Origin of the sequence: Leucothrix pacifica, assembly GCF_003172875.1 — a bacterium.
Lineage (GTDB): Bacteria > Pseudomonadota > Gammaproteobacteria > Thiotrichales > Thiotrichaceae > Leucothrix > Leucothrix pacifica.
Window position 1 is genome coordinate 1 of the sequence record NZ_QGKM01000018.1, and the last position, 26,741, is coordinate 26,741.

Below are 26,741 nucleotides of genomic sequence, written 5' to 3' on the forward strand. Positions count from 1 at the left end.
ACTTATTAATCAGGTAACCATCCAGACTCTTCTTTTGGTTGTATCAGTATCTGCTTCAGCGTCTTAATACCTTATTAATAAGGTAACCATCCAGACAGAATTTAGAATGCCAAGATAGACCTTATATTTGTCTTAATACCTTATTAATCAGGTAACCATCCAGACTATACCTGCGGGGTGTAACGGAACAGTTGCGATTGTCTTAATACCTTATTAATCAGGTAACCATCCAGACCAGGACTTACAGTTGGAGCAATCGCATTTTCTAATGTCTTAATACCTTATTAATCAGGTAACCATCCAGACGCTCCATTGATTTTAGAACGAAATGTTTTTGAAAGTCTTAATACCTTATTAATCAGGTAACCATCCAGACCATCTCAATGGATAAATATGAGATGCAAGGGCGTCTTAATACCTTATTAATCAGGTAACCATCCAGACTTTAAAAATTCTTTATTAGCACTAATAATAGTGTGGTCTTAATACCTTATTAATCAGGTAACCATCCAGACGGGCGAGGCATGTTTATTGTAATTGGATGCGTATTGTCTTAATACCTTATTAATCAGGTAACCATCCAGACCTGAAAATTTTAAAAAAAGGGTATTGAATAAGTAAGTCTTAATACCTTATTAATCAGGTAACCATCCAGACAGTTAGACCAGGTGGTCCGACACCGGGAGTTCCGTCTTAATACCTTATTAATCAGGTAACCATCCAGACCAGATCCATTTTGCATCCTCGTTGCGGCGGGGATGTCTTAATACCTTATTAATCAGGTAACCATCCAGACAAATGGGAATGGAGATTCTCATGTTTTAAAGATGGTCTTAATACCTTATTAATCAGGTAACCATCCAGACGGGTTCACTGTTGCATTATTCGTTAATGGCCTTGGTCTTAATACCTTATTAATCAGGTAACCATCCAGACTTGTAAGCTTTATCATATCAACATTGTTAGCAATGTCTTAATACCTTATTAATCAGGTAACCATCCAGACGGTGATTCCTTTCTTAAAAATTCTTTGAGTGTCGTCTTAATACCTTATTAATCAGGTAACCATCCAGACCGTCGAATTTCATTATGGCGTTCATTTATGAAGTCTTAATACCTTATTAATCAGGTAACCATCCAGACAAAAATGCCTCTGCAAAAGAGATATACCCAAAGTCTTAATACCTTATTAATCAGGTAACCATCCAGACATTAAGCAATTAGGGCTTGGAGTTATTTTGACTTGTCTTAATACCTTATTAATCAGGTAACCATCCAGACCCTGCCACTTTCCAAAAAAACGATGGTATCAGACACTTACAGCTGCCCTTTTTATATATCAAAAGAGATATACGACACTTAGTGTTTTTTTGGCTTGATACTCTCATTAAAACATCCGGTTCTATACTACTAAATGAACACTATTTCCACAACATAAAAACACAAACTAGCCCGTTGATCTACCTTGCGAGGCATCATAAGGAAGCACCGAACCACTTTTTTTAGCTGCCTTTTTTTGTTGTCTTTCATAGAGCTTACTGGCACAAATTTTCTCAATGTCAGCAATAATATCAAACACCCTACTACAGTCTTCAACAAAACACTTGCCGGGCACTTTATCATGCTGGATAGCCATTAAATCATCAATGATTACCAGCAACTGCCGATGGTATTGCTGAAAGATAGGAACAACACGTCCGTCACTGACCCGGTATAGTGATAAGTAACAAGCAATTTCCAGCGCTCTATACATCCTCAAGGTGCATGGGTCATCAACCTGAATAAGCAACTGACGTATGACTTTTCTAATCTCTGAGATATGTACCTCACTGCCAATCCACTCAGCATAACGTAACCTCACGGTTAACAGCCAATAGCGACGTCGCAATGTGAAGCGTTTCTTAAGCTCAAGATTGCCCGTTACCTCAAGCCATTTACAGGCCACACTCACACCCTGTGAGCGAATCTGCTCCATCATAGACGCCATGCAAGTCACATACTTGTCATTGCTAGCATCATCTGCATACCATACTTTTGTATTCATCGTATTATCCATTATTGCTCCCTTTGCCGTAAGGACGAGCAAACTGTTTAAGTTGATCAAACGTATCGAGCAGGTCAGGTTGCGTATATTCAACATGCTCTTTCAATTCTTTGAGACCCGCAGAAATATGCCGGGTAATTGATGCTTTCTTGAGCTTGCGTTCCAGCAGAATACACAGCACCCAAGACTCAACAAGCGGAAGTAATAATCTAAGCAAGCCCATACGAAGATGAACTTCATTGCTGGCCTTGACGTATTCAGAAGTAACCTCAACCAGTCGACTAACTTTGCGAGTACTAACACCTTCCAACCGACTCCAGTCCAAACACGTTAATTGCTGATAGGTTTGGATCTCATCATTCAACAAGCGTAGCCAATAGTTAGACAACTCCACATCTTCGACAATCTCCAGAATAGTTTCATTAAGATACTTACTTTCATCACTATTGCGGCCTTCAGCCATTGTTTTGAGATTTACAAAGGCACGAAATGCCGCTTGTTGAGCAGCAGATGTGATTTTCCCATAACGTAAGAAGCTAGCCTCCCAATGGATACGCTGAATGGCAGCTAATCCACTCGGCTCAAGTGTTGTCAAGGACGAAATAGAAAGTGGCGGATCGTCACTTTCTAACTCATGTATCAATTTCAGGCACTTCTGATGAAAAATATCTTTTTGTTTTTGGCTTTGGTTCGACGGGAAATAACGATCACGTTCCCGCTTTAACCAGATCTCATTATAAATCCTGATCAACTCACCTTTAGTGCTAGGTAGCAATTGAATCGCAACTGATACAAGATGACCGACATAACGCGTGAACTCGACCTCTACAAACTTTGCTTGCTTGTAATAATAAGCAGCACGATCAGCCTCTTTGTGTATGCAATCAATTAGAAGGTGTGTCTTATTCATCAACATACGTTCAATGGAAGGTGTAATACTAACTCCCCAGTGGCTTTGCCCGTGAGGCACTTTCATAGACAGTAACTGCTTGCAGGCTCTAGCTATTTCACGACGTGTTGAAAAGGGTTCGTGTTCATCAATATCCTGAATTTTAAACTGAGAAACATCAGAACAAGGAAGAAACTCAATACAAGCTCTGGCTTTTTCCAAAGCAGTTCTGAGAGTACCCGGCGCATCCAAATACGCCATTTCCCCATGAGACATCATTAAGCCAAGACCATCACTAAACTCTGCATTGATCATGGCATGAACAATTCTCTTCATTGATAACATAGTCACCGCCTCCTGTCGTTTTTATTCAACTGTCACGTCTGCACGCTGCATATTCCTTTTTTTAGTAGTGAATTAACTATAGATCTGAGATCAAAAAAACACCATCAACAAATTTTCAGAGCATTTCTTGATATCAACAATTTCTTAAAAAACTGTCAATTCTCTAATCGAAATCATTAAAGCATCATCCTAATCATCCCCTGTTATAGCACTCAAGAGGACGCAAAGATGATTTCGATACACTTTTTTAGACTCAGCTGGATTGTTCAGTTACTGGTAGGCATCTGCCTGTTTACAGTGTCATTTCTAATCGAAAAGCAAGTGCTGGAAGCATTCATTGCCACCCCCATGTTGGCGTTGTTATTAGCTGGCTCTTTGGAGCTTGGAAAAGCAGTCGCCATCATCTGGCACCGTTATATGAGTCACCAACCGATGACTCACTATCCCGGCTCAGTTCGACTTACCTCAAATGTCTTTCGAATGGGACTAGTACTGTTATCGATGCTTTGTTCATTACTTTTCCTATCAGACAACCTTGATCGGCCAAACTTAGAGTCAGTTCGTGAATCGGAAACGAAACGACAAGAAAATCAGCTCAACAAATATCTGTCTCGTATAGAAAAACAGAACAGTACCAAGTTAGCGACTCTGCAAAAGTCATTGCAGTCTGAATACGAGCATCTTGATGAGCGATTCAAAGACCGCATTGCGGTGATACAAAAAGAGCTCAATCTCGAGATGAACAATGTTGTCAATGGTACATTTAAAGGCCCTCGCTACGCGGAAATTGAGAGTCGCCTAAATAAGGAAAAAGCACTTCGAGATACTGAGCTAAAGAAACTACTAGAAAACAATAAGGCGGCTTATTCACTGGAGGCTAAGCGTCTGACTGCCGCACTTGAAGAGAAACAAGAGAGCGCCTATTTGGCAGCTACTGCGTCTCATAATGCGATTCAAGTGAATGACTTTGCTGAGGATGAAAGAGCTAATGATAGCCGGATCGTATCGTTTCTCAAGGTCGTAAAATCAGTATCGGGTACGCAAGTGATGCCACTACAGTTTGTCTTTGCATTTTCATTACTGATTAGTCTGTTGATGGAAATCGGCATATTGCTGGCATTCAACACAATAACCTTATCCATCCTACCGGCGCTTAAAGCAACTCATGCCGCCGACCTTAGCAATGACATTATGCAGTCTGAATTTGATCAGGAAGTCCGAGAAGATGAACTCAGGCACAAAGAAGCGGTGAATAAAATACGCCGAACCGCTGATAACGTGATGGATAAAGCCAATGAATACATGCGAGCTAACCCTGCCCAATAACCCAATGAGGACACTACAATGAAACAGAAAACAACAAACCGTCATATCGGTACAAACCCTAGCCGCCGAACTTACAACACACCAGATGATGTTGTCCGCTCTGGTGATAGCAACGATCAGCAAGTGATCAATGCAATTCAGCGGCACAACCAAGCGCCCTTCCCCATGCTTAATCGATCAGAAAGGAAGCTAGTGCAGACCCACATGGTGCAAGAGCTGTCACAAGGTTTTGAGCACAGGCGACAAGCACTAAACATGGTTCTTGAAACAAAGCTTCACTCCATTCAAGAGGCTTGCAACCATGTTTTAGTCACAGGAAAAACGCATCTGCGACAACAGCGTCTTGAGTATTTTGGTGAAGTGTATAGCCAAGTTGAACAACGTATGAATGGCCTGGCTGATGATTTCCTGAAAGATATGGATGATCGCTTTGAGCGTCTAAAGGACTATAAAAGTGACGCTATAAAACATCGCGAGAAGCAACGCCTTGAAAAGTCAGTAGATGATTTTCTAGATACGATTGATCAGCTAATGGATGAGTTTCGCAGCATTATTAGCGAGCACATTAGTCACGGCCAAGATAAACCAGTCCAATCGACCAGAGAAGCCCCTGAGCCTATTTCTGAAACGGTCGAATTGACCGATGAGGAATATGAAAATGAATTCGGAATCAATGATGTGGTTGACCAATTCATGGAAGCTCAACTGAGAGAAAAGTGGGCTAAATAGGTGGTGCAATGAAACGTAAAGCAGCAATTATTGCTTACGACATTGCCAGTAATAAGCGGAGACGTCAGGTGTTCCGTTGCCTCAAAGCATGGAGTCTGGATAGTCAGTACTCCTTGTTTGAGTGCAAGCTTACCCGGCGTGAAGCTGAAGAACTATTTATTCAGCTGTCGGATTTAATCAATGAAGATGAAGATACTCTGCTACTGGCTTGGCTCGATAAGCGCCACACAGTAAAGCTACTAACAAAAAATACAGGGGCTGGCTTTCAGGCTCCTGCTTGGTATTTAGGTTAGTGAACAAGACTAACATTATTTTCAACGGGGTGCTTAATAGCACCCTGTTTAAGCTTAAAGGTGAGCTATGAAATCTTGGTACATTATCGCCTATGACATTCGCGAACCGAAGCGGCTACGTCGGCTTCATTATTTTCTGAAAAAGAAATCCATCGCCTTACAAAACTCTGTTTTCTTGGTAAAGGCCGATGCCCAGTATCTCAAGTACTTGGAAAGCAGTCTGGAAAAACTGATTAATATCAGAGATGACGATGTTCGTATTTATCCGGTGCTCCACCCCGATACATTGTGGGCTGCGGGAAAGCAAGCCTCAGCTTTTCAACACTTGTATGCGGGTAAGAAAAAGAGATCACGTAAACGAAAAACACCAACGTGGGTAAACAACCTGTTTGGGTGGTTGTCATGATGCTGATTCTTGATAAACGCGATACCGTGCTTCGCTATGAAACAGGTAGTCTACGCATCGAGCGCAAAGGTGAGAGACTGCAGCGCGTGCCTATAAAGCAGTTGGAGCAAGTCATCATATTTGGTAATGCAATGGTGGAAAGCAATGTCTGGCGTTACTTAGCAGATGAGTCTGTTTCTATGGTTATAATGTCAGCACGTGGAGCGCCTAAAGCGGCTTTTCTACATGGCAGTCTTGCAACACAATTACCATTCCGACGTATGCAACATAGTGATGCATCTAGTGATCGGTTATCACTGATTCATGCCCGATATTTTGTGAGATTAAAATTTCAAAGCTATGCTTTGTCAGTACAAACGTTGACTAACCACTACGACGTTGAACAGGAAGCCCTGAACGGTTTTTTAAATCAACAATCAGATACCTTAAAACGACTCGATGAAGCCAACTCGGTTTCGAGTCTTATGGGGTTGGAAGGTCAACTGGCACATGCTTGGTTTGTATTGCTTGCGCATTCATTGCCGTATCGCTGGAAATTTGCAGGACGGAACCGTCGCCCTCCTCGTGACCCGCTGAATTCACTATTGTCTTTATGCTATACCTTAGTCAGCTCGGAGGTGAATCAATCGTTGCTTGCTTCCGGTTTTGATCCATCTCTGGGTTTTCTTCATCAGGACACGCCGGGTAGGGAGTCTTTGGTTTTAGACTTTGTCGAAATCTTTCGCTCTGCAGTAGACAGTTTTGCGCTCCAGTGGTTAGCCGAAGCCCCGCTTGACGATAGCAGCTTTTACTACCGACAAAAGGAAGGTTGCCGCCTCAGCAAAGCAAGTCGCCCGCTATTTTTTAAAGCATGGTCTCAGTACCGCTACGAGTGGCCGCGCCCTATTCTCAATGATGATGCGACTGTCGAATCTATCATCGATTGGCCACGGGCTGAAATACGAGAAGTCATTAATGGTCAGATTATGCAGTGGCGTGAACTACTCAAAGAAAACCATGCGGTGGATGTATGAAACAAAGTATTCTCCAACAAGCGATGTCACCAGAGGTCTTGAATCTAAGCTGGAGACGACTCAAGATAGAACATACTCCTTGGTCACCAACAGTCAGCCGTGATCTGCTACAGAGTCATTTACTGAAATATATTTTGGAGTCACGTGAGCAGGTATTAGATGGTCGCTACTCTCCTCAATCTCTACGGCAATTTCCGCTTAAAAAACCCGACGGCAGGCAGCGAATTATATCTGCCCAATATTTGCAAGATAAACTCATACAACGCGCTGTGCTGACGGTGCTTGAGCCGCGCGCAGAAGCAATGTTTCATGACGACAGCTACGCGTACCGCCCGAAACGTAGTGTTGATATGGCAATGGCTAAGGTGAGAGAGCGAATCAGAATTGGTCAGGACTGGCTGGTCGATGCTGATATCACCAGCTTCTTCGACAACATCCCTCACAGAATTTTAATCAAAATCTTGAAGCAGTTTGTATCCGATAAACAAGCAATGCTGCTAATTGAAAAGTGGCTCAAAGCAGGGGCACATCAGAGCAGTTTGCTTGGCACTCGCAAAGGTATCTCGCAAGGAGCGATTTTATCACCACTGTTTTGTAATCTTTATCTCCACCAATTCGACATCGCTTTGACACGAGCCAATATTCCGTTTGTAAGGTTTGCTGACGACTTTTTGTTGTTCACGAATAGTGAAAGTAATGCCTTACGTGCTAAGGACTTTGCTGAGCAACGTTTGAACCAGCTAGGACTTGAGCTACACCCGCTTAAAACTTGTGTTGCACGTAGTAGCCCCAAGTTGGTTTTTTTGGGAAAAAAGTTACCTAAACCAAGTGAGTAGCTGTCTGGATTGGATAGGTCAACCTTATTCATCAGGTAACGATCCAGACAATTTACTCTATACGAAGGACCTATTCAGGTCGTCCTAATACCTTATTCATCAGGTAACGATCCAGACCTTGGTTTCCTCCTCTCTAGTGCAATGCTAGAGGTCCTAATACCTTATTCATCAGGTAACGATCCAGACCTTGCTGAAGGGAAAACCCAATACTGGGGAATCGTCCTAATACCTTATTCATCAGGTAACGATCCAGACATGATCAAGTATGAGGATCACAACTTAATTCGTCCTAATACCTTATTCATCAGGTAACGATCCAGACGCAGTATTGATGAAGTAGCTGAATATGCCGTCTTGTCCTAATACCTTATTCATCAGGTAACGATCCAGACCATTTTATGCGGCGAAATCACCGGGTTTTATTTGTCCTAATACCTTATTCATCAGGTAACGATCCAGACTATTTTGTGGAGCCAAATGGTGAACCACGATTGTCCTAATACCTTATTCATCAGGTAACGATCCAGACTTTAGCAGCTTTTACATTTTTAACTTTTCCTCTGTCCTAATACCTTATTCATCAGGTAACGATCCAGACGCTGTTTCTGCTGAAGCACCACATTATGTTGGGTCCTAATACCTTATTCATCAGGTAACGATCCAGACTGTGATGGAGGTAGCACTATTCAAGCCAAGGCAGTCCTAATACCTTATTCATCAGGTAACGATCCAGACGTTCCTGAGTCAGAGTATCAAACGGCGCCAACGTCCTAATACCTTATTCATCAGGTAACGATCCAGACACCGTGAATTTTTAAAGAAATTCATGGAAACGGTCCTAATACCTTATTCATCAGGTAACGATCCAGACCCTGTCACTTCCCAAAAACTCATCTCAGTCAAAGACTTACAGCTGCCTTTTTTATATATCAAAAGAGATATACGACACTTAGTGTTTTTTTGGCTTGATACTCTCATCCAAACTTCCTATTCCATGCTACTAAATGAACACAATTTATACAACAGAAAACCACAAGCCAGCCCCATTCAATGACCTATCGCATTATCTCGGTCACTTCTCTTGCTTGTATTATTGTAGATCTTCTTGTTAACTTCATAAAGGGCAAATGAGGTAACGATGATATGTTAAAAGCAAAGGTAAAAATATCAGGTAGATTAAAGAAATTTACTCGCACACAAACCGCTGAAGAAGGACTGTATGAAACTGCTAGCGAGTATCTCTGTGATCTAATTCAAATACATATAGCGCGCCAAAACAATCACAGTTGGACTGCTCTTAAGAAAGAGCTATTGCCTGGAATGAATGCGCCACGAAGTGAGTTTGTAGAGGTTACCACTGCCGACGTTATCGCAAGAAATAAACGCTAGCATGTCAAAATTTTTTAATTGACAAACCAAAACCAGAGAGGCCACGCTTTAATCTCTCAAATCGATTCAAACGAAGTTTGTGTTTGAGAGATTAAAACGTGGCCGCTCGATCTACAAGGTAACGCGCTTACAGCACGACCTTAGCCAAGGCATTATCAACTGCCTCAACAATCTGATCCGCATCATCCTTCGTACAAATCAGAGCCGGACTAAAGCAAAGCGTATTATTAAACGTCTCAAAGCTACGATTAGTGCGCCCAATAATCACACCTTGCTGCATGCAGTCAGCAACCACACCTGCCGTCACCGACTCATCAACCGGTTCTTTGCTCTTGCGATCTTTAACCAGTTCCAGTCCCATAAACAGACCCACACCACGCACATCACCAATCACAGGATACTTATCCTGAAGCTCAGCAAAGCGACCCATAAAGTACTCGCCCATGTTAGTTACGTTCTGCAGAAGATTCTCTTCTTCTATAATGCGTAGATTCTCAAGCGCTGCCGCCGGGCCACCCGCACAGCCACCAAAGGTACTGATATCGCGGAAGTAATTCATTTTTTCAGCCGGTGCATGCAGGAATTCATTAAACAATGCTTCGGTCGTTGCAGTGACCGAGATCGCGGCATAACCACTGGCCACGCCTTTAGCCATGGTGACGATATCTGGCTTCACACCGTAGTGTTGATAACCGAACCATTTACCGGTACGCCCCATGCCACAGACCACTTCATCAATATGCAGGAGTACACCATACTTAGCGCAGATTTCCTGAACGGTTTCAAAGTAGCCTTCCGGTGGTGGAATCACACCGCCACCTGCGGTAATTGGTTCAAGTATGATCGAACCGACGGTGTCGGGGTCTTCACGCAGAATCACCTTCTCGATTTCACAGGCCGCTTGTACCCCAAAGTCAGGATCATCACCATTCGGTGAGCGGTAAGCCATACAGTGTGGCACTTCCACAAACCCCGGGGTGAATGGTCCGTATTGATCTTTACGTTGTAGCTGACCAGTCGAACTAAGCGCAGTAATGGTCGTGCCGTGGTAATCACGATCACGGTATAAGATCTTGTGCTTTTTACCGTCGTTTTTTAACGCGGCTAATTGGCGTACCAGCTTGTAGCCTTTTTCATTGGCTTCAGAACCTGAATTTGAATAATAAACGCGAGACAAGCCCGGCATTTTTTCAATCAGGCGCTCGGCAAACAGCCCACCCGGTACGTTACCCGCAGAGTTGGCGAAGTAATTCATTTTTATTAGCTGGTCATACACGGCTTTAGCAATACTCTCGCGGCCGTAGCCAACATTAACGGTCCACACCGCACCGGACACGGCATCTAAGTGTTCACGTCCCGACGCATCCCAGACACGCATGCCTTTGCCTTCAACGACCATCAACGGTGCTTTGCCGTCTAAGGGTTGGTGTTGTGTCAGGTGGTGCCACATGTGAGCGCCGTCGGCCTCAATCGCTTGTTGGGTCAGTATATCTGGTCTGTTATTTGTCATGTCAAATCCTCGGCGTACTACACGCGAAAAACGATGGTAACGGCCCAATCTGTGTGGCTCACAGCAGGCGCGCACTTGGTGAATATACTCGATAGCATAACCGTGCTATTTACTCCGCCCATAGAACCAGCGTTATCCCAAGTCTTAGGCCAAGCGTTTTGCCTGCACTATCTATTGAGGGTTACCGCAAATCGGCGACACTTCGTATATCATCATTTCTAATAAAGAAGTACTCAACGAGAGCCCGAATGGAGCTGTGTAACGAAGACAATTTGCGACTCAATGTGCTGCTGGCGCAACCACTGCGGGCGATTCGTATCAATGAAAACACCTTGACGGTGGTGGGCCTGACTGAGCGCGGTGAGGCAACGGTTCAGCTCAACCCAACCGTGCGTGATGAGCAGTATTTGCGTTGGGTGCGTGAGTTACTGGCTCTCAAAGCGACTGGCTCTCCGGCAGGTTATCCGGTGTTTATGAAACGTTGGACGCGTATTGGCCAGATCAAAAACAATCTCAAACAGATGCTGTTACTGGGTGAGCCTGAAGCAATTGTTGCGGTGTCTCACGCCCCAGATATGACGCTGGATATTGCGGAGTGCGCGTGGTGGGCGAATCCTTCGACAGAGGTGGCAATGGGTTTGCTGCAGTATGCTGAAGTCTATGAAAGCGACTTGGGCAAGGCACTGGCCGCACACCTGATGGAGTTTTTGCCGTTTGAAGAATCACCAGTGAATATTGTGTACATGGTGCGCGCGTGTTTGCAGGGTGAGTTGCTGGACGAAACACAGCGCTTGAGTTTGTGGCGACGGGCTAAGCGGCGTCATCCTTTTTATGTCGGATTTACCTTTGCAGAGGCGCGGCAGATTCCACTTGATGCAACTGACTCACCAACCTATGAGACGCTAACTGCCCTGCTGGCAACGCAGCTGGCAGAGGGCAATGCGTTTGCCAAGGTGTTTGCTTATCAACTCTCAGCAGCGGGACAAGCCTGGTTACAGCTGCTTGCCTTAGCCCTCAAAAAGCCGGTTGATCCGGATGTGGTGGTGGCTTTGTTTCATGCGGTTGATCAGCGCTTTGACTGCCCTGCCAAACCTGACCGGGGTGTGCGAGATATTAACGACATCGACATTGACGCGGTCAGTGCTGAGTACCCTGAGCTTGCTGAACTGCGTGACACAATCAATGAGTCACAACAAACATTGCTTGAGGCCGGACTCCTGTTGGCGATGGTCGGCGAGCATACGCTCAACCCCATTTTTGGTGGTAATGACTCCGTGGGTACCGTGATGCGTAAACGCTTAGCCCCGCTCACTGAGCCTTTATTAGAAAAAATTGATATACTAACAAACCACTGACACACACACACGAGGACGATCATGGCTTACTATGTTTTTAAAATTACTCAACCGACTCCGATCATGAAGAACCTTGAATATCAGGAGTCGTTTGAAGAGTACAAACAAGCCCGTACTTTTACCCGCAGTCTACGCGCTCAAATCCCACCGGGTAGCGGCATTGATGTGCGGATGGTACACGCTGCCAATCAACTGCAAGCCGAAGAAATGCTCATGGAAAAACGGGAAAAGCCAGTGCTTATGGAATGGGAAAAGTAGGCCCGACTGAACATGGATGAAGATCAGTTCCGGGAGACTTATCACGCGCTTAATCCACAGCGTTGTGCCTTTGAAAAGGCCATTATTAATCAACGCTGCGATTGCTCAGAAAAACGCAAGTTTTTACTGGCGACACGTGAGGGTGTGGCATGCGAAGCGGCTGACGGCCCTGCTTTGTGTAAAACCGTTCTGGATAACCTTCGTCAATCCGCTCGGTTTGCTTTGAAATCGGTATTAGTTGATGGCCCGTTGCCACATAATAAAGAGCTGCAGGTTCAGGCTGGCGGATTGATTGGTTTACATCGACTAGTCTCCGCGACGGCTGATGATTCTGTTAATATTCACGCTACGTTGCAAGGTGCTTTGCAGCGATATAAACAGCCGGATGAGTTTCCTTATCAGGACTTAATCCAGAGCATTTCAAGTTATAGAGCGCGTAAGCGCCGTCAGGATAAACACACATGAAGCATTTCCCGATTTTTGTCAGTATTCGAAACAAGCCGTGCGTAGTGATTGGTGGTGGGCCAGTGGCTAGTCGCAAGATCGGTAATTTGTTAGAAGCAGGTGCACAAATCACAGTTGTCTCTCCGCAGATTACTGAAGAAATAAAACAATACCTCGCCGCAGAGTCCATTACTTACTTACCGCGTGAATACACTGAAAGCGATCTGGAGGGAGCATTTTTGGTGTTTGCCGCCACGGATAATCGTGAGGTCAACTCCGCTGTCGCAGCACTCGCCACATCACGCGATCAATTAGTGAATGTGGCTGATGAGCCCGATGAGTGTACGTTTGTGTTGCCGTCGGTATTAGATCGCTCGCCGGTGCTGGTCGCGGTATCTACCGGTGGTGCCTCTCCGGTGCTTGCCAGACAATTACGCATTCAATTGGAAACCTTGATTCCCTCTGCCTGCGGACGTTTGGCGGGTATTACGGAGGAGTATCGTGAGAAGGTTAAACGCTTTTTCCCGAAGCAGGTGCAGCGTAAGAAGTTTTGGGAAAACGCCCTGCACGGCCCCGTCTCTGAGCTGGTTTATGCAGGACAAGAAGGCAGCGCCCGTACCCGTTTAGATGAGATGCTGGAGCAAGGTCTGGATAAAGATCCCATGGGTGAGGTGTATCTGGTCGGTGCCGGCCCCGGTGACCCGGACTTATTGACGTTTAAAGCGGTGCGTTTAATGCAGCGTGCCGATGTCATGGTGTATGACCGTCTGGTATCCCAACCTATTTTAGACATGGCGAATCCAGACGCTGAGCGTTTGTATGTGGGTAAGCAAAAAGATGATCACGCCGTGCCGCAACACAAGATTAATGACCTACTGGTGGATCTAGCCAAGCAAGGTAAACGCGTACTGCGTCTAAAAGGTGGTGACCCGTTTATCTTTGGTCGTGGTGGCGAAGAAATTGAAACACTCACCGACAATGGCGTACCGTTCCAGGTAGTGCCTGCAGTCACCGCTGCCTCCGGCTGCTCCTCTTACGCAGGTATTCCACTAACGCATCGTGACTACGCGCAATCCGTCACCTTTGCGACAGGTCATCTAAAGGACGGCACGGTCAATCTGGACTGGCCACATCTGACCCAACTCAACCAGACCTTAGTATTTTATATGGGACTGTCTGGTATCGCAGAAATTAGTAAACAATTACAGGCACATGGGATGTCACCGGATATGCCAGCGGCTTTGATTGAAAAAGGCACGACTCGCCACCAACGCGTACACATCGCAACACTGGCCACGCTCCCTGAGAAAGTGGTTGAAAGCGGTGTTCGGGCGCCGACATTAACAATCATTGGTGAAGTCGTGAAGCTGCATGACAAACTGCACTGGTATGAGCCGGAGCGCCATGTCAAAGACAGCGACTTCAGCCTTCATCAGAGTTAGGTGGTTGGCAGGCTGACGGTATTATGATGGCTACGCCGACTCCCTGCGCTCGTAAGGACTTCGCAATCATAATCCCGACAGCCTGCTGGAAGCTTTGTGGGGCGCGGCGGGGTAGTTTTGCTTAGCTCATAGCACCAATCTCAGCAACAGTACTCTTGATGTAAACCTGTTCTGAGCTTCGTGCGACGCCAAATTACACTAGCGCTGGTTCGGTACTTTGTTGACTGAGACCTTACGAGCGAAGGGAGTCGGGGAAGGCAACAAAGTACCGAACCAGCGCGACCAAATCCAAAGGAACACGAATCTCAGGAGGGAAACATGCAAGAAACCAAAATATCAATACAGGAGGCATTCAAGCCGGATATTGCTCAGGAGATGAGTCAGGGCAGTAGTTGTTCCGAATCCGAGCCATTTGCACTGCAAGCCATTGATGACAGCATGGAACCGGAGTTTGATGCAGGCTGCATTATCATTATCGACCCGACCGGTGTCGCGCGTGACGGTGCGTATGTGTTTGCCAAAGACAATCAGGGTGAATACATTTTTCGTCAGCTACGCATTATCGATGAGCGTTATTATCTCGCGCCATTGAATGACCTGTATGAAACCTTTGAGATATCCGGCGTTAAACAGATCGAAGGGGTAATCACTCAACGTGCTGGCAAGAAACGCAGCTATCACAAGAGCTACTACTAATGCGCCCTGCTCATCTCAATACAGTGCTGGATCAGGAGTTTTTGGGTGCGCAGCAAGACACGCATACGCCTGTGATGTTGTGGGGGCCACCGGGCGTTGGTAAGTCACAAATCATTACACAAATTGGAGCGAGGCATAATGTGCCGGTGATTGATATTCGCTTGTCGCAAATGGAGCCAAGTGACTTGCGCGGTATTCCGTTTCGTGAGGGGAATGCGGTGGAGTGGGCGATTCCGGCAATGCTACCGGATACCGAGCGGCATGGCACACAAGGCATTTTATTCTTGGATGAGATTACTTCGGCTGTACCGAGCGTATCGGCAGCAGCTTATCAGCTGATTCTGGATCGTCGTCTGGGGGAATATGAAGTACCAAACGGCTGGGCGATTTTTGCAGCGGGTAACCGTCAGGGTGACCGTGGTGTAAGTTATACCATGCCTGCGCCACTGGCCAATCGCTTCTCGCATTATGAGGTAGATCTGAATCTGGATGACTGGGTAAGCTGGGCCTATTCCTATGGTATTGATGAGCGGATCATCGCCTTTTTACGTTTCAGGCCAGAGTTATTATTTGATTTTGATCCGGCGCACAATCCAGTGGCTTTCCCCTCACCTCGTTCCTGGGAGTTTGCTCATCGTGCTCTGCAGAAGTTTGACCAAACACCATCCGTGTTACTGGGTTCACTGCAGGCTTGTGTGGGCGGAACCGCGGGAATTGAACTAAAGGCTTATCTGGATAATCTGACCTCAATGCCGGATATTGACGCGATTTTACGCGGCGAGCGCGTTCCTGCTCCGGTGTCGATTGACCTGCAATATGCAGTGGCTAGTGCATTAATAAGTCGTGCAACGCGTGCTGAATCCTCGCTGCCTGCTTCTGAAATCTATGGCAATATTTTGAATTACGCCTCAGCGTTTCCGCAAAAGGAAATGGGCGTGATGCTGGTGTCAGATTTACTGCGTGCAGTGGGCGATGAGATTTTTGCTCAGCCGGAGTTTGCAGACTGGGCGGAGGCCATTGGTGAGATATTGTTGTATCACTAAGTCTGTGATGATCTGCTGATGACTGATTCCACTAACGACCAACGCAGCCAACAAATCGAAAACAAACTCAGTGCTGCCCGCACCAAACTGATTCTGGACAAGCCGTTTCTCGGGACATTAGTGCTGCGCTTACCGCTGCAGGCGGCTAATCCTGCGTGGTGTCCAACCACGGGGACTGATGCCCGCAAGCTGTATTACAATGCAGAGTACATCGAAGAGTTGCGTGCAGATGAGTTGCAGTTTGTACTTGCGCATGAGGCACTACATTGTGGATTGTCACACTTTTCTCGTCGTCAGCATCGCGTAAAGCATCGTTGGGACTTAGCTTGTGATTACGCTATTAACCCGATTCTGCTGGCAGAAGGATTGAAACCGCCACCGGGTGTGATGGTCCTGCCACAATATGAAGGTATGAGCGCTGAAGAAATCTACCCGCTGATTGATGACAATGATATGTCTGAATCGATGGATCAGCATCTTTACGACAAGCCGGATCAAACTCAGGAAGGTGGACAAGATCAGGATGACAATCCACTGGATGATCAGCCGTCCAAGAAAAATCAATCACCAGATAAACCTGCTGATAATAAAGACAGTGACAGCAATAGCGGTGCATCTAAACAAGCGTTCGATGAATCCGCTGGTGGTAAAGACAAACCGCCTCCTCCACTGGATCAGGCGGAGGCAGAGCAATTAAGTCTTCAATGGCAACAACGTCTAGCCAGTGCATCCCAGCAAGCGGAACAATCCGGTAAACTCAGTGCAGTTTTAAAGCGTTTAATAGAACAACAGCGCCAGTCATTACTCCCCTGGCAAGCCTTGTTAGCACAATACCTGAGTGCGACAGCGCGGGATGATTATAGCTATCAGCGCCCTTCTTCACGCCGGGGTGACCCAGCGATTTATCCCACCTTAAAAAGCTCGCAAATCAATATAGCCATTGCACTGGATGTCAGCGGCTCGGTGAGTGATAAGGAATTAAACCAGTGTGTCGCTGAGATGAATGCCCTGAAGGGGCAGCTTCGTGCACGAATCACTTTACTAGTTTGCGATGCGGATATTATCGAAGGATTTCCAATGGTATTTGAGCCTTGGGAAATGGTGGAACTGCCACAACAAATCGCCGGCGGCGGCAGTACCGATTTTAAACCGGTGTTCGAGTGTTTGAATAGGCAGGATCAGCAGCCCGATGCGCTGGTGTACTTTACCGATGCCTTAGGAACCTTCCCGCAGTATGAGCCTAATTATCCGGTACTTTGGTTAGTCAAAGGTAAAGGTGACGTGCCTTGGGGTCAGCGAATTCAGTTTCATTAACATGCTCAACTTCGCCCTATATTGCCCGAATCAAAAAGCTACTTGGCCTTTTGTTTACTGACCTTAAAGATCTAACCAGTTCTCCACTTCCAAGCCATCAGCCCTCTCAAACTCACGTACATTTCGGGTAACAACACAAAGACCAAGAGATAGTGCGTGAGCAGCAATCAATAAGTCATTACCACCAATGGGCGTGCCCTGCTTTTCAAGCGCGTGACGAATTTGCCCATACTTCTGCTCTGCTGGCTTTTCCAACGCTAACACATCAATTGCAGAAAGAATCACTGATAATCGTTCTTGCAGCTTCACAGAACCTTTTTTCTGGACACCAAACTCCAATTCAGCAGCAACGATAATGCTCGTGCAGATAGCTTCCTCACCGACTTGTACAATACGCTTTGCTACTTTGCCTTGTGGGTTTTTCATTAGGTCGGAAATAATATTGGTATCTAACAAATAGCGGTATTGCTTGCTCATAGGTCGATATCATCCAGTGGTAAATCATCAATCTCAGGCACTGACTCTTCCATGGGGGCAAGTGATGCTAATAGCTCTAGCAAAGTAGGCTTGGTTACAGGTTCTATCACCAAGGTATTACCCACTCGACGAATGACTGCCTCTGAGCCTTCCAGCTCATACTCCTTTGGAATGCGGATAGCTTGATTACGACCATTTCGAAATAGGCTGACTTTTCTTTCAGTGTTTGAAGCTTGCATTGCTAACTCCTATAATGCGACATATGTCTTTAGCATATGCTTACTATTTAAAGAAAGCAAGTTGCAACTTTGTGACATAATACCGTAGCCCAAACTCTCGAAAATGAAACAGGAAAACAGAAATGCCCACACTCAACTGGATTGGTAAGGAAGCATTTTAATTGTTGAATACAAAGGTGGTGATCGCTGGAAGGCTGCCGAATCAGACCGGAAAATTGGAAAGCTATGGGCAGAACAGTCTGCTGGAAAGTGCCAGTATATTATGGTGAAGAATAAGGAGTGGAGTGACATTAGTAGCTTGCTTTAAGGTAAGAATTAGGTCTCTTCAAGTTCTGCTCTAGCATGTGGCTTTACGAAGGCATAAGCTGGTGATTTAAGTATGCCTATTCGAAATTGAAAACTATCACTCGATCATTTTATGGTCTGGTTTGAGAATAAACTGACAAACTATCTATAAACTCAGGATGACATTTACACAGCAAGATTTACAGACTCCAATGAGGTGTGACAATCCCTCTTCAAAATTAGTCACTCAGTGACAATGGCACAGCGTTGTGTCAACAACTGACCTTATTCTGTCAGTAATTCCGTCTCTCAGAAAAACATCTAATGATCGATTAATATCTATTTTACAACAACTTAGGATTAAATATTAAAAGTTGGCATCCACATTGCAAGTTAATAATCACAAGCAACGACAGACCTACAATAATAAAAACGATAACAATAAGAACTATACCCCTGTCCCCAAGCAGTGCCCTGATCTTACCCCGGTGAAGGGCACGAACTTTAAAGACATAGTTTATTCAGAATTTACCAGCAAGCCCCCGAGATAAATAAGCATTATCTCATTTGATACGCCCTCTGCTTCCCCCGGCAAAGGGCGTTTTTTGCATCTGGCTGTTGCATAGATAACTGTCTGTAACTGCAAACCAGCTAAGGCTAATCAGCAGATACAGACATAGCAGTCAATCCATCAACTACTGACGGGACAGTTCAATCAAGCGCTCAACAATTGCTGCCAGAGGTGAACTGTCTGAGATTGAAGCCTGTTTCGCAGCATTTTGCCAATGTGCAGGTACTGACTCATTAGCAGCCCAACTACCCGTGGCATGCGCATCAAACCGTGTCACCGCTTTGGCGGTTGCATTAGGCGTCCATAAGAAATCGGGATGCTTATTCATATACCACTCACCACCAATGATCTCGTCATTCGCATCCAGCTCAAGGTCGTAGTAATAATCCACCTTTTGAATCAAATCATTCTCTGGCGTGTCTGGTGTGTTTTGTGTGGGATCAGTCTCCACCACATAAGCCAGCTCCATATGAATGCCAACCAGACTACGCGCATTGCTGCTACGATATTTGCTGAAACGATCATTCGACAGACCACTCATCGGCACTTTGGCCTCTGCCAGTGAGTTGGCGTAAGTAAATGATTCCGTATTGAAATAGCGATAGGTATAAGCATGAATCGGCTGATTCCACACTTCATAGTCGTAGGTCACATCCAGCACCACACTGCGCTTAGAGTGGCCGATTTGATTCACCACAGACATATGCCAGGTGCCAGGATTAGTATCAAAGCCTTCCTGAGACGTCACACGACCATTCTCATCCTGCGCTGGCTCTTTCTCATTACAGCGACCACCAATAAACTTGGTACGCGGCATCACCTTTGCCCATAGTAATGAGGCGAGTGCTTTGATATCCGCAGGGTAAAACGTGATGGTTGTGCCATCGGCTGCTCTGACTTTGATGGCTTTTTGAGGGCGATCCAACATGTAAGCTGCCGGTGCCCAGCCGTGGCAGATACCCATCCATGATTCGACTTCACCGTATTGCTCGTAATAACCCTGACCTTCTGCCCACATGGCGCGGGTAAGGCTATAATTCTTATCACCGACTAAAGCATCGTATTTTTCTGAAGGCGACAGTCTGTCAATTTTACTGGCACTGCCTGACTGAAGTATTTTGTCCGGTCGGTTTGCTGCGACGTAATCGTAGTTTTCTTTCCAATCAGACGAGGCAGGAAATTCAGGATCCGCATAACGCTTACCTAATACGCCTGTGTAAAGCGCCCAGTAGTCATCGGACCAAGGCGACTCGCCTAATGAGGCCTCGGTGAGATTCGCACTTTCCATAGACTCAAGGTCTTTATAGCGCAGCTCATCCACTAAGTTTTGTGCTAAGTCATTGGACTGAAAAGCGGCCCGTGCACCCATGTCCTCACCCGCTGACAACATGGCGCGGAAGCCATCGCGTATCGCAATATAGTCCATTTGCTCTACATTTTTTTCAGAAAACAGACTGCAACCTTCGACGACTTCACCGTCGGCATCCATCTTTGCAGGATGCTGATTCATAAAGGCTACTGAATCTTTTAGAAACTCCTGAAGCGATGCATTTATCTTATCTTGTCGTTTTTGATCTGACATTTGAATCTCCCTTGCTCGCGCTTTAAATCATTGGTTTTTAAATTCTCACAACTTACCTAAGCCAACAGCAACTGCCGCCAGTACTTTGGCTTTGTAGCTATTATCGGCCTTACTGCTTCCTCCTTTGGGTTTAATCTTTTTAAGAAAATCACTTAAATAATGTAGCTGCTCCACGGCTGACGAAAACTGCCGGTTGCTTCTCGGTACATCCTGCACGGACTCTTTGTATAAACACAGTAATCGCTCGGCATGCTCATCCGTATCCCTATCCCTATCAACATCGTCAGGTAAATCATCGAGTAAGAACAGCGCAACCTCAGCATCGGCAACCATGACCGCGGCAAAGAAACTATGCTTTTTCTTGAAACTACGACGCGATGCTTCCTGCGCTTTCTCCACTAGCTGGCGATAGTTTTTTACTTCCTCGCCCAACAAACCACTGAGTTGCAGATGATTAATCATGGCATATGGATCAAAATTATAGTCAAAGGAAACACCTTCTGCCTTGCGATAAGCCTCATTACTCAGATTCAGCATTTGAGTAATCTTATTCCAACTCGGCCTTTGCTTTCTTGAAAGGATGACGGCTTTGCGTTTGTAGGCACTACCGAGCAAGGCATAGCGCTCGGTATTGATTGCGCCATTACTGGCATTGCTCTCGCTCATCCCAGCTAACTCATGTATTTCCTGGGTGATATTAAGCAGTCCTTTTAATCGCTCTATTGCCTGATCGATTAGTCGGTTGGATTCATCGGTATTTTGATTCTTTAACGCCAGCAAACGCTTTTTAGTGTCTTCATTGGTTTCTTGCTTGATTTCAATTTCAAGTTTTTTCGCTTCTGACGACAAGGCTTCGGCCTGTTTGGCTTCAAGATTTCCCAGATTTTGCACCGCTTCGATCGGCACACGCTTATCAAAGTCACGCTCATGAATCGCTCGCTGGAAGGCTTGTCGCGCTTGCGCGAAACCTTCCGGAAGAATGCTGCCGTATAGGCTTGCCAGTTGATATTGTGTGCTCGGCCGGTCTATCCATTCCTTAGGGACTTTAGCCAAACGCTGCTCAATATTTCTGGACAGCTCTTCAAAACTGTAAGGCTCTGAGGTCGCTGTTTTATGTTCTAAATCAACCCCGATACTGGTCAGTTGGGAGCTTAACTCCTGCGGCGCCACTGGCATCCAGCTGCTATCGTCATAAGCGGTGTCCTCGGTAGCTTTGAGCACATAGTTCGGATCACCATAGGCTTGATACGCGCCCCAAGTGTTTAAATTGGGATGCATTTTGTAGGTATTCTTTCGGGCTTCAAATACCGCATCACCAAAAGCAATACCCTTACCAACGAATTGCTCAAAGAAGGTTTCAGAGAAGGTACAAGCCGCTCGGTCATCAACCGCCCAGCCTGCCGCAATCACACAGCGCACGCCCATTTCTATCAACTCACGCGACACACTGTAAGCCAGGCGATTGTAGCTGGCATTTGCTGAACCATCAGTCTTGGCCAGATGGCAGCAATTCAGGAATACCAAATCTGGCACAACTTCCATCTGCCCTATTTCAGCAGCGGTCAGCATTACTCCATCCGATAACACTACACCGGTGCGTAACTTGCCGTCGTTGCGACTGCGGATATTCACTTCACCATGCGCTGCAATCATCAGAATACGATAAGGCTTTTTAAATAACACGTTGAACACATCCAGCGCACTGTGATGAGCCGGATCGCTTTCCTGATGGGGATACAGTTTTTCAACCTGATACTCATGATTGACCAGAGTATCCGTCACTTGTTTGGCTTCTTTAACGGCGCCTGTTAGTGAGGTCAGACTGCCATCGCTATCTTTGTCCGGTTCATGGTTAGTATCAAAATGGTGAAGGAATCCGGCGGTTGAAGGGTTACCAATCACACAAGCATTCTGATCAGTGCTAGCAATCACATTTTGACGGAATCGGGTAGATACCAACTGACGTACCATGGCTACTTTCTGAGCCAGCGGCTCATCATCGGCTTGCAGCATTTCCCACGGCAGATTCGCCGTGTAGCCATCCAGCACCAGCAATAAACGCTCGGTCTGGCGCATGGTCGATTTGAAATCAACCGGCATCATTAGCTGAAATAAAGTCCGGCAGATGTCTTCATTATAATAACGGTCTGAAATTGCATCTTTAATCAATGCCTCAATCAGTCCCGGCTGGCGTTGCTGATTAATCGCCTCAGCCCTAGCCCGCTCTGACAGGTACACATACTTCAGGCGCTCCGCCACCACGGGCGGACGGGTAGCATGACTAAGTCCTTTATGGTCTTCATCCTTGTCTGCGCCCATTTGCTTTTTAACGGCATCCATCACCTGCTTAGGAATCGGCGATACCAGTTTGCTTTCATAGCACTCTGCCGGACACTGAGAATCTAATTGGTCAGCATCGGTCACCATCAGTCGCGACCAATAACCAGAGCCTGTTGAGCGTTCACTCAGACGTTCCCGCATACCTTTAAAGAACTGCAACTCTGACTCAGGCACGATACGCGCTTCAAACTGCTTGAGGTCTTTTTCTAAGCGATGCGGTAAGTCGCGAACGGTGTAAGCGGCCGTGATAGCGGTATCACGATAGAACTCTATAAACTCCAGATTACCAATGGCACGGCCGGGTTGTTGCTTGGACTTTTTGTATCGGTACTGTTGATTAGCCGCACAGACACCCCGAACAATCGCCTCAATTGAAGCGGCCACCGTGATGTGTGTGGTCGAGTTGTAACCAATTAGCAGACTGCAGATTTTCAGGTCAGTCATGCCTTTATTATCATTGCTGGCCAATGCGTCAGCGTGTGCTGTTTGGCATTCGCTGGTATGTAACAGATACTGCAGCACACCGTCGCGCACGGTATTGGTCAGATTATCGGCCGTGATGGTATTCCAATCACCCAATCCAACAATAATGGCTCCGCGACCACTTCCTCGCTTCACATCTTCTGTCGTGCGAGGGTTTAGCACTATCGTACTGGTACCGATTTCACCGGCATACACACCCAATCGCTCACGTTGTCTGAGGGCGCCATTCACCAAATTCAAATCAATATGATGCTCCGCCCCTGCAATGGAATCACTGACGTAATGCCCGCACATTAGAGGGCTCTGCACAAACCGCAGGTCAGTCGCTTTCACACTAACATTCAGAACCTGTGTGGTATCCGGAATCGGGTTGCGATGAGGTCTGCCACCAAAGAATGACAAGGCGATATCTTCAGCACCCGGTTGCAATACCGGGCCGGCATCATAGCGATAAGAGGCAACCGAACTGCTGCGGGTACGTGGCGGTTTATCACTGAGCTGTGTGGTTTTACCTTTGCGCAACAGATCGGTAATTGCTGCAAAATACTCAGAGCTGTTGGTCAGATTAGAGTGCGGTACCGGCATATACCAGTAGCGATCATCAGCCAGTGACTCGAGGCGACCAGAGTCCCAGCTAACCGAACCATCACCGCGAACTGTGCCGTGCATATATAGCCGCTCGTCTTTATGACTGATCCCGCAAGGCGTGTGACCATCTAGACCAAACACATAAGACACTTTGTTCGCATACGGGAATCCACCTTCCTGATGCTGACGTTCCAGCAATTTCCACAGGGCTTTGACTTCGGCCAAATCATCCGGCGTTGGTTGAGACCCTAACTTACCTTTTTTGTAACGGAACCAGAGATCACTATTGTATTTGCGCAGGGTTTCCCAAGTACTCTGCTGATCATAGTTCTCCAGCGCTAAGTGCTTGCTATCCAGCCCTTGCAGACCTGTATCACTAAACCCTTTACGCGGCAGCAACTGCAAGGTTCCCTGAAAACTACCGATGATGCTGATGATTTCCTGAAGGTCATGATGGAAGTCGAGTACCGCCAGCTTTCTGACCGAGTCGCCCTTGCCCATGAGATTTTCAACCATGGAATGTGAGCCGTTGTTAGGCGTACCCAGCATTACAAAGTAACCGTCATGTTCTGTCGCGATGTCTTTCCATAAATCCGGATTGGCCGCAATCATGGTTCGCACGACCAGACCACCCATGCTATGGGCTAAAAAGCAGACCTGCCTATTTGATTGATCCTGAATTTTATCAATGCGTTTCTTAACCACCTTGGCCAATTCAGCGGCAGATTCTCTAATGGATTGTCGCCAGTCATAGGCGAAGCTAATGACCTCATGTTCCTGACTCAGGTGGTTTTCCAGATCACCGTAGTAGCGTTGGAATAGGCCTTCTGCCCTGACGTTCTCCTTGTCAATCACGATCTGACCAATACCGCCGGCAGCCAAGTCAAAAGGATCGAACCAAACCCGATCACCCTCACCCTTGCCTTGCTCTGGCTTGGCGATCTCCAGATGACTTCCCATAATTCCCGGCAGGTAAAATATAATGGGTGCGTCATCAGGTAGCTTGACGGCACTGCGGTCAACCGCAACAGTGCCTTCCAGCGGCTCGTCCAGCTTTAATTCGAAGTCGGTGGGAATGGGGCTGAAAGTAGCGAGTTCTTGTGGCTTGTCTGTTGTTATCCAACTGCACAAGGCACGACGAGTATCCGGTCTTTCAAAGTAGCGAAAGTGATTGACCTGCTGACCTTTGGCGTAGTACTCGCGCGTTTTATTGCGTCGTGCCAGACCTGCGCGCATGGATTGAGTATCCACCACGAAATCATTATCGAAGTGGTCAAACATGATCCAGTCAGTCATCATAACAGCGATTCGCTTCAGCACACCGCCACTATCACCATCCGCATCACCGGCAATGACCGCCATATCGATGCCTTCAGTTCGTTTTGCCTGTGCCAGTAGCACAGTCATTGGTGAACTTGGCAACATGGCCTCAATACCCGGTATCAAACGCGGATCGATCCGCTTTTGTGCCACCTCCAACACGATACGACGAAAGGCTGACAAGGTCGCCCCCCCCACAGTACCAACAGCAGGAATCAAACCGATACCGAAGTTAAGGAGTGACAACATACTGGACAAAAACAAGTCCAGGTTGTCCGCCAGTAAGGTCGTTCCACTGGCTGGCGAGGCCACGCGCATATAGCGTTTAATCGTGAAGTTTTTTTCTTTAAGAATATCGCGCAACTGTCTTAGCTGCTTGCGTTCTTCTTTGCTGATGGCTTCGCGTAATTTGGTATTTTCTTCAGACTCCCTACCCTCATTCACCCCGTCTTCTTCTAGTACCGGCTTGCGCTGGAAACGACTAATCATGTCGTCAGTAAACTCAGCAATACACAATAAGTCGCCGACTAAGCCTCCGCGTGAGTGAGTGATGAGCGAGAGAGTGGTGTTTTTTGGGAGTGTTTTTGCCAGTAAAATGGCATTTTCTAAGGGGCTCTCAGAGAAGGTGCGATGTTCAAAACCATACACGTGACCGGCAAAGCCATGCGTTAGATTATCCCAGCAACCCTCATCATTGCCTTCGCGCAGCTTGCCGAAACTCCCGACAGTGCTTGAGGCTGTGCCATGAATGAATACCAGTATTGGTTGCTTCTTCTCTGCTGCTTTGACTAGAGATTCATTATCTGCATCCACACGATTCTTTTGCTGAATCTGTGCCTGCGTGCCCCACTGGTACAGTCCCGGCTCACCATCTAAGCGCGATTCAATCGCCCACATTAAAGCTTTAGCACCCGCCCACGATGCACTGGCATGAGCCAGATTTTCAAACTCTTCACCCACTTTTTCTTTGAGCAATTCGAGCGCTTTGTCTTTCGCCGCTTCCACCAAACCATCCGGTTTAATATTGAGCACTGACAGCGTCGACCAAATCCAGTTGCCGATACCCCGCGCTGCTGCCTCTTCATCTTGCAGCACATTAAGATTAATCTGTTCTGTTCCATCAGCCGATGGCTCAACAGCAGAGTCCGGATACAAGCGTTTTAAATCCGCTTTTAGTTTGTCAGCACGAATAATGATGGTGGTGCCATCGGTGGCTTCCAGTGTCAGCAGACGATTATCTTCGATCGTTTTTTCACTAACGCTCGCCTCACTGTCTCGTGCTGCACCGCTTACATCGAAGACAGACTCAACATCAATCACCCGTTCGTTAACAAAAGGATCACGGCTACTTCCGGCTGAACGTGTGCTGCCACCGAGCACTTTCGGCAATACTTTACCGAGTGATTGGTGCTCAACACCGCGGCTGGCACTGCCTTCTGGCAGAAGAAACTGGATTGAAGATGAGTGTTGATCAGACATAGGCTGTGCGTCTCTTTGTCACATGAGGGGCGGGAACACGGTACT

At 46.5% G+C, this 26,741-nt stretch carries 21 protein-coding genes and 2 CRISPR repeat arrays; of the genes, 14 read left to right on the plus strand and 7 right to left on the minus strand.

The genetic code is table 11. The features are described 5' to 3' along the window. Window positions 1-60: 60 nt before the first annotated feature. Window positions 61-1,281: direct repeats of the CRISPR family, unit length 36 nt; unit sequence GTCTTAATACCTTATTAATCAGGTAACCATCCAGAC. 166 nt (window positions 1,282-1,447) lie between these two features. Together DKW60_RS08490 and DKW60_RS08495 are read right to left on the minus strand one after the other, a co-directional pair. Then, complete coding sequence (locus DKW60_RS08490) at window positions 1,448-2,044, minus strand: hypothetical protein (protein ID WP_146203454.1); 597 nt, start codon at window positions 2,042-2,044, stop codon at window positions 1,448-1,450. A 4-nt stretch (window positions 2,045-2,048) separates the two neighbouring features. Continuing rightward, the gene (locus tag DKW60_RS08495; RefSeq protein ID WP_109837230.1) at window positions 2,049-3,278 is read right to left on the minus strand and encodes a hypothetical protein; all 1,230 of its coding nucleotides are present in this window, start codon (window positions 3,276-3,278) and stop codon (window positions 2,049-2,051) included. Window positions 3,279-3,506: 228 nt separating this feature from the next. On the opposite strand from DKW60_RS08495, the gene DKW60_RS08500 reads away from it, so the two are divergent. The 7 genes from DKW60_RS08500 (at window position 3,507) to DKW60_RS08530 (ending at window position 9,270) form a co-directional block, all read left to right on the plus strand. Then, window positions 3,507-4,604, plus strand: a complete 1,098-nt coding sequence (locus DKW60_RS08500; RefSeq protein ID WP_109837231.1) for a hypothetical protein — start codon at window positions 3,507-3,509, stop codon at window positions 4,602-4,604. Between the two features lie 18 nt (window positions 4,605-4,622). Then, on the plus strand, window positions 4,623-5,333 hold the full coding sequence (locus DKW60_RS08505) for a hypothetical protein (RefSeq protein ID WP_109837232.1): 711 nt from the start codon (window positions 4,623-4,625) through the stop codon (window positions 5,331-5,333). An 8-nt stretch (window positions 5,334-5,341) separates the two neighbouring features. Further along, window positions 5,342-5,626 (plus strand): CRISPR-associated endonuclease Cas2, encoded by a 285-nt coding sequence (gene cas2, locus DKW60_RS08510; protein WP_109837233.1) that lies wholly within the window; start codon window positions 5,342-5,344, stop codon window positions 5,624-5,626. A gap of 67 nt (window positions 5,627-5,693) precedes the next feature. After that, on the plus strand, window positions 5,694-6,032 hold the full coding sequence (gene cas2, locus DKW60_RS08515) for a CRISPR-associated endonuclease Cas2 (protein WP_109837234.1): 339 nt from the start codon (window positions 5,694-5,696) through the stop codon (window positions 6,030-6,032). Beyond that, window positions 6,029-7,045: a CRISPR-associated endonuclease Cas1 gene (gene cas1 / locus DKW60_RS08520; RefSeq protein WP_109837235.1), complete on the plus strand. Its 1,017-nt coding sequence runs from the start codon at window positions 6,029-6,031 to the stop codon at window positions 7,043-7,045. Before cas2 (DKW60_RS08515) ends, cas1 begins: the two co-directional genes overlap by 4 nt. Continuing rightward, window positions 7,042-7,881, plus strand: coding sequence for a reverse transcriptase domain-containing protein (locus tag DKW60_RS08525; RefSeq protein ID WP_109837236.1), 840 nt, complete (start codon window positions 7,042-7,044; stop codon window positions 7,879-7,881). Before cas1 ends, DKW60_RS08525 begins: the two co-directional genes overlap by 4 nt. 13 nt (window positions 7,882-7,894) lie before the next feature. Next, window positions 7,895-8,752: direct repeats of the CRISPR family, unit length 36 nt; unit sequence GTCCTAATACCTTATTCATCAGGTAACGATCCAGAC. A 272-nt stretch (window positions 8,753-9,024) separates the two neighbouring features. Then, a complete protein-coding gene (locus DKW60_RS08530) occupies window positions 9,025-9,270 on the plus strand; it encodes a transcriptional regulator (RefSeq protein ID WP_109837237.1) in 246 nt (81 codons plus the stop codon). A gap of 127 nt (window positions 9,271-9,397) precedes the next feature. Here the strand turns inward: DKW60_RS08530 and DKW60_RS08535 are convergent, their stop codons facing one another. After that, window positions 9,398-10,780, minus strand: coding sequence for an aminotransferase family protein (locus DKW60_RS08535; RefSeq protein ID WP_109837238.1), 1,383 nt, complete (start codon window positions 10,778-10,780; stop codon window positions 9,398-9,400). Window positions 10,781-11,028: 248 nt separating this feature from the next. Here DKW60_RS08535 and DKW60_RS08540 point away from each other — a divergent pair, with 248 nt between their 5' ends. The 7 genes from DKW60_RS08540 (at window position 11,029) to DKW60_RS08570 (ending at window position 17,332) form a co-directional block, all read left to right on the plus strand. Continuing rightward, on the plus strand, window positions 11,029-12,135 hold the full coding sequence (locus tag DKW60_RS08540) for a hypothetical protein (RefSeq protein WP_109837239.1): 1,107 nt from the start codon (window positions 11,029-11,031) through the stop codon (window positions 12,133-12,135). Window positions 12,136-12,156: 21 nt separating this feature from the next. Next, window positions 12,157-12,393, plus strand: a complete 237-nt coding sequence (locus DKW60_RS24295; RefSeq protein ID WP_245929642.1) for a hypothetical protein — start codon at window positions 12,157-12,159, stop codon at window positions 12,391-12,393. A gap of 12 nt (window positions 12,394-12,405) precedes the next feature. Continuing rightward, the gene (locus DKW60_RS08550) at window positions 12,406-12,858 is read left to right on the plus strand and encodes a hypothetical protein (RefSeq protein ID WP_109837240.1); all 453 of its coding nucleotides are present in this window, start codon (window positions 12,406-12,408) and stop codon (window positions 12,856-12,858) included. After that, window positions 12,855-14,279, plus strand: coding sequence for a siroheme synthase CysG (cysG, locus tag DKW60_RS08555; RefSeq protein WP_109837241.1), 1,425 nt, complete (start codon window positions 12,855-12,857; stop codon window positions 14,277-14,279). The genes DKW60_RS08550 and cysG overlap by 4 nt, the downstream gene beginning before the upstream one ends. A gap of 318 nt (window positions 14,280-14,597) precedes the next feature. Then, window positions 14,598-14,975, plus strand: coding sequence for a S24 family peptidase (locus DKW60_RS08560; RefSeq protein WP_109837242.1), 378 nt, complete (start codon window positions 14,598-14,600; stop codon window positions 14,973-14,975). Continuing rightward, window positions 14,975-16,018, plus strand: a complete 1,044-nt coding sequence (locus DKW60_RS08565; protein WP_109837243.1) for an AAA family ATPase — start codon at window positions 14,975-14,977, stop codon at window positions 16,016-16,018. The genes DKW60_RS08560 and DKW60_RS08565 overlap by 1 nt, the downstream gene beginning before the upstream one ends. An 18-nt stretch (window positions 16,019-16,036) precedes the next feature. Then, window positions 16,037-17,332 (plus strand): vWA domain-containing protein, encoded by a 1,296-nt coding sequence (locus DKW60_RS08570; RefSeq protein WP_109837244.1) that lies wholly within the window; start codon window positions 16,037-16,039, stop codon window positions 17,330-17,332. 63 nt (window positions 17,333-17,395) lie between these two features. On the opposite strand, the gene DKW60_RS08575 is transcribed toward DKW60_RS08570, so the two are convergent. The 4 genes from DKW60_RS08575 to DKW60_RS08590 all read right to left on the minus strand — a co-directional run bounded on the left by DKW60_RS08575 (window position 17,396) and on the right by DKW60_RS08590 (window position 26,696). Then, window positions 17,396-17,809 (minus strand): type II toxin-antitoxin system VapC family toxin, encoded by a 414-nt coding sequence (locus tag DKW60_RS08575; RefSeq protein ID WP_109837245.1) that lies wholly within the window; start codon window positions 17,807-17,809, stop codon window positions 17,396-17,398. Continuing rightward, on the minus strand, window positions 17,806-18,048 hold the full coding sequence (locus DKW60_RS08580) for an antitoxin (protein WP_109837246.1): 243 nt from the start codon (window positions 18,046-18,048) through the stop codon (window positions 17,806-17,808). Before DKW60_RS08580 ends, DKW60_RS08575 begins: the two co-directional genes overlap by 4 nt. Window positions 18,049-19,028: 980 nt before the next feature. Further along, the gene (locus DKW60_RS08585; protein ID WP_109837247.1) at window positions 19,029-20,486 is read right to left on the minus strand and encodes a hypothetical protein; all 1,458 of its coding nucleotides are present in this window, start codon (window positions 20,484-20,486) and stop codon (window positions 19,029-19,031) included. A 45-nt stretch (window positions 20,487-20,531) separates the two neighbouring features. After that, window positions 20,532-26,696, minus strand: a complete 6,165-nt coding sequence (locus DKW60_RS08590) for a CHAT domain-containing protein (RefSeq protein WP_109837248.1) — start codon at window positions 26,694-26,696, stop codon at window positions 20,532-20,534. Window positions 26,697-26,741 lie beyond the last annotated feature (45 nt).

What these genes read in the sequence shown, in the direction of transcription:
- DKW60_RS08570 (WP_109837244.1), top strand. Translation starts at nt 16,037, where the DNA reads ATGACTGATTCCACTAACGACCAACGCAGCCAACAAATCGAAAACAAA.
- DKW60_RS08575 (WP_109837245.1), bottom strand. Translation starts at nt 17,809, where the DNA reads ATGAGCAAGCAATACCGCTATTTGTTAGATACCAATATTATTTCCGAC.
- DKW60_RS08535 (WP_109837238.1), bottom strand. Translation starts at nt 10,780, where the DNA reads ATGACAAATAACAGACCAGATATACTGACCCAACAAGCGATTGAGGCC.
- DKW60_RS08500 (WP_109837231.1), top strand. Translation starts at nt 3,507, where the DNA reads ATGATTTCGATACACTTTTTTAGACTCAGCTGGATTGTTCAGTTACTG.
- DKW60_RS08530 (WP_109837237.1), top strand. Translation starts at nt 9,025, where the DNA reads ATGTTAAAAGCAAAGGTAAAAATATCAGGTAGATTAAAGAAATTTACT.
- DKW60_RS08505 (WP_109837232.1), top strand. Translation starts at nt 4,623, where the DNA reads ATGAAACAGAAAACAACAAACCGTCATATCGGTACAAACCCTAGCCGC.
- cas2 (WP_109837233.1), top strand. Translation starts at nt 5,342, where the DNA reads ATGAAACGTAAAGCAGCAATTATTGCTTACGACATTGCCAGTAATAAG.
- DKW60_RS08590 (WP_109837248.1), bottom strand. Translation starts at nt 26,696, where the DNA reads ATGTCTGATCAACACTCATCTTCAATCCAGTTTCTTCTGCCAGAAGGC.
- DKW60_RS08495 (WP_109837230.1), bottom strand. Translation starts at nt 3,278, where the DNA reads ATGTTATCAATGAAGAGAATTGTTCATGCCATGATCAATGCAGAGTTT.
- DKW60_RS08490 (WP_146203454.1), bottom strand. Translation starts at nt 2,044, where the DNA reads ATGAATACAAAAGTATGGTATGCAGATGATGCTAGCAATGACAAGTAT.
- DKW60_RS08580 (WP_109837246.1), bottom strand. Translation starts at nt 18,048, where the DNA reads ATGCAAGCTTCAAACACTGAAAGAAAAGTCAGCCTATTTCGAAATGGT.
- cysG (WP_109837241.1), top strand. Translation starts at nt 12,855, where the DNA reads ATGAAGCATTTCCCGATTTTTGTCAGTATTCGAAACAAGCCGTGCGTA.
- DKW60_RS08550 (WP_109837240.1), top strand. Translation starts at nt 12,406, where the DNA reads ATGGATGAAGATCAGTTCCGGGAGACTTATCACGCGCTTAATCCACAG.
- DKW60_RS08560 (WP_109837242.1), top strand. Translation starts at nt 14,598, where the DNA reads ATGCAAGAAACCAAAATATCAATACAGGAGGCATTCAAGCCGGATATT.
- DKW60_RS08525 (WP_109837236.1), top strand. Translation starts at nt 7,042, where the DNA reads ATGAAACAAAGTATTCTCCAACAAGCGATGTCACCAGAGGTCTTGAAT.
- DKW60_RS24295 (WP_245929642.1), top strand. Translation starts at nt 12,157, where the DNA reads ATGGCTTACTATGTTTTTAAAATTACTCAACCGACTCCGATCATGAAG.
- cas2 (WP_109837234.1), top strand. Translation starts at nt 5,694, where the DNA reads ATGAAATCTTGGTACATTATCGCCTATGACATTCGCGAACCGAAGCGG.
- cas1 (WP_109837235.1), top strand. Translation starts at nt 6,029, where the DNA reads ATGATGCTGATTCTTGATAAACGCGATACCGTGCTTCGCTATGAAACA.
- DKW60_RS08540 (WP_109837239.1), top strand. Translation starts at nt 11,029, where the DNA reads ATGGAGCTGTGTAACGAAGACAATTTGCGACTCAATGTGCTGCTGGCG.
- DKW60_RS08565 (WP_109837243.1), top strand. Translation starts at nt 14,975, where the DNA reads ATGCGCCCTGCTCATCTCAATACAGTGCTGGATCAGGAGTTTTTGGGT.
- DKW60_RS08585 (WP_109837247.1), bottom strand. Translation starts at nt 20,486, where the DNA reads ATGTCAGATCAAAAACGACAAGATAAGATAAATGCATCGCTTCAGGAG.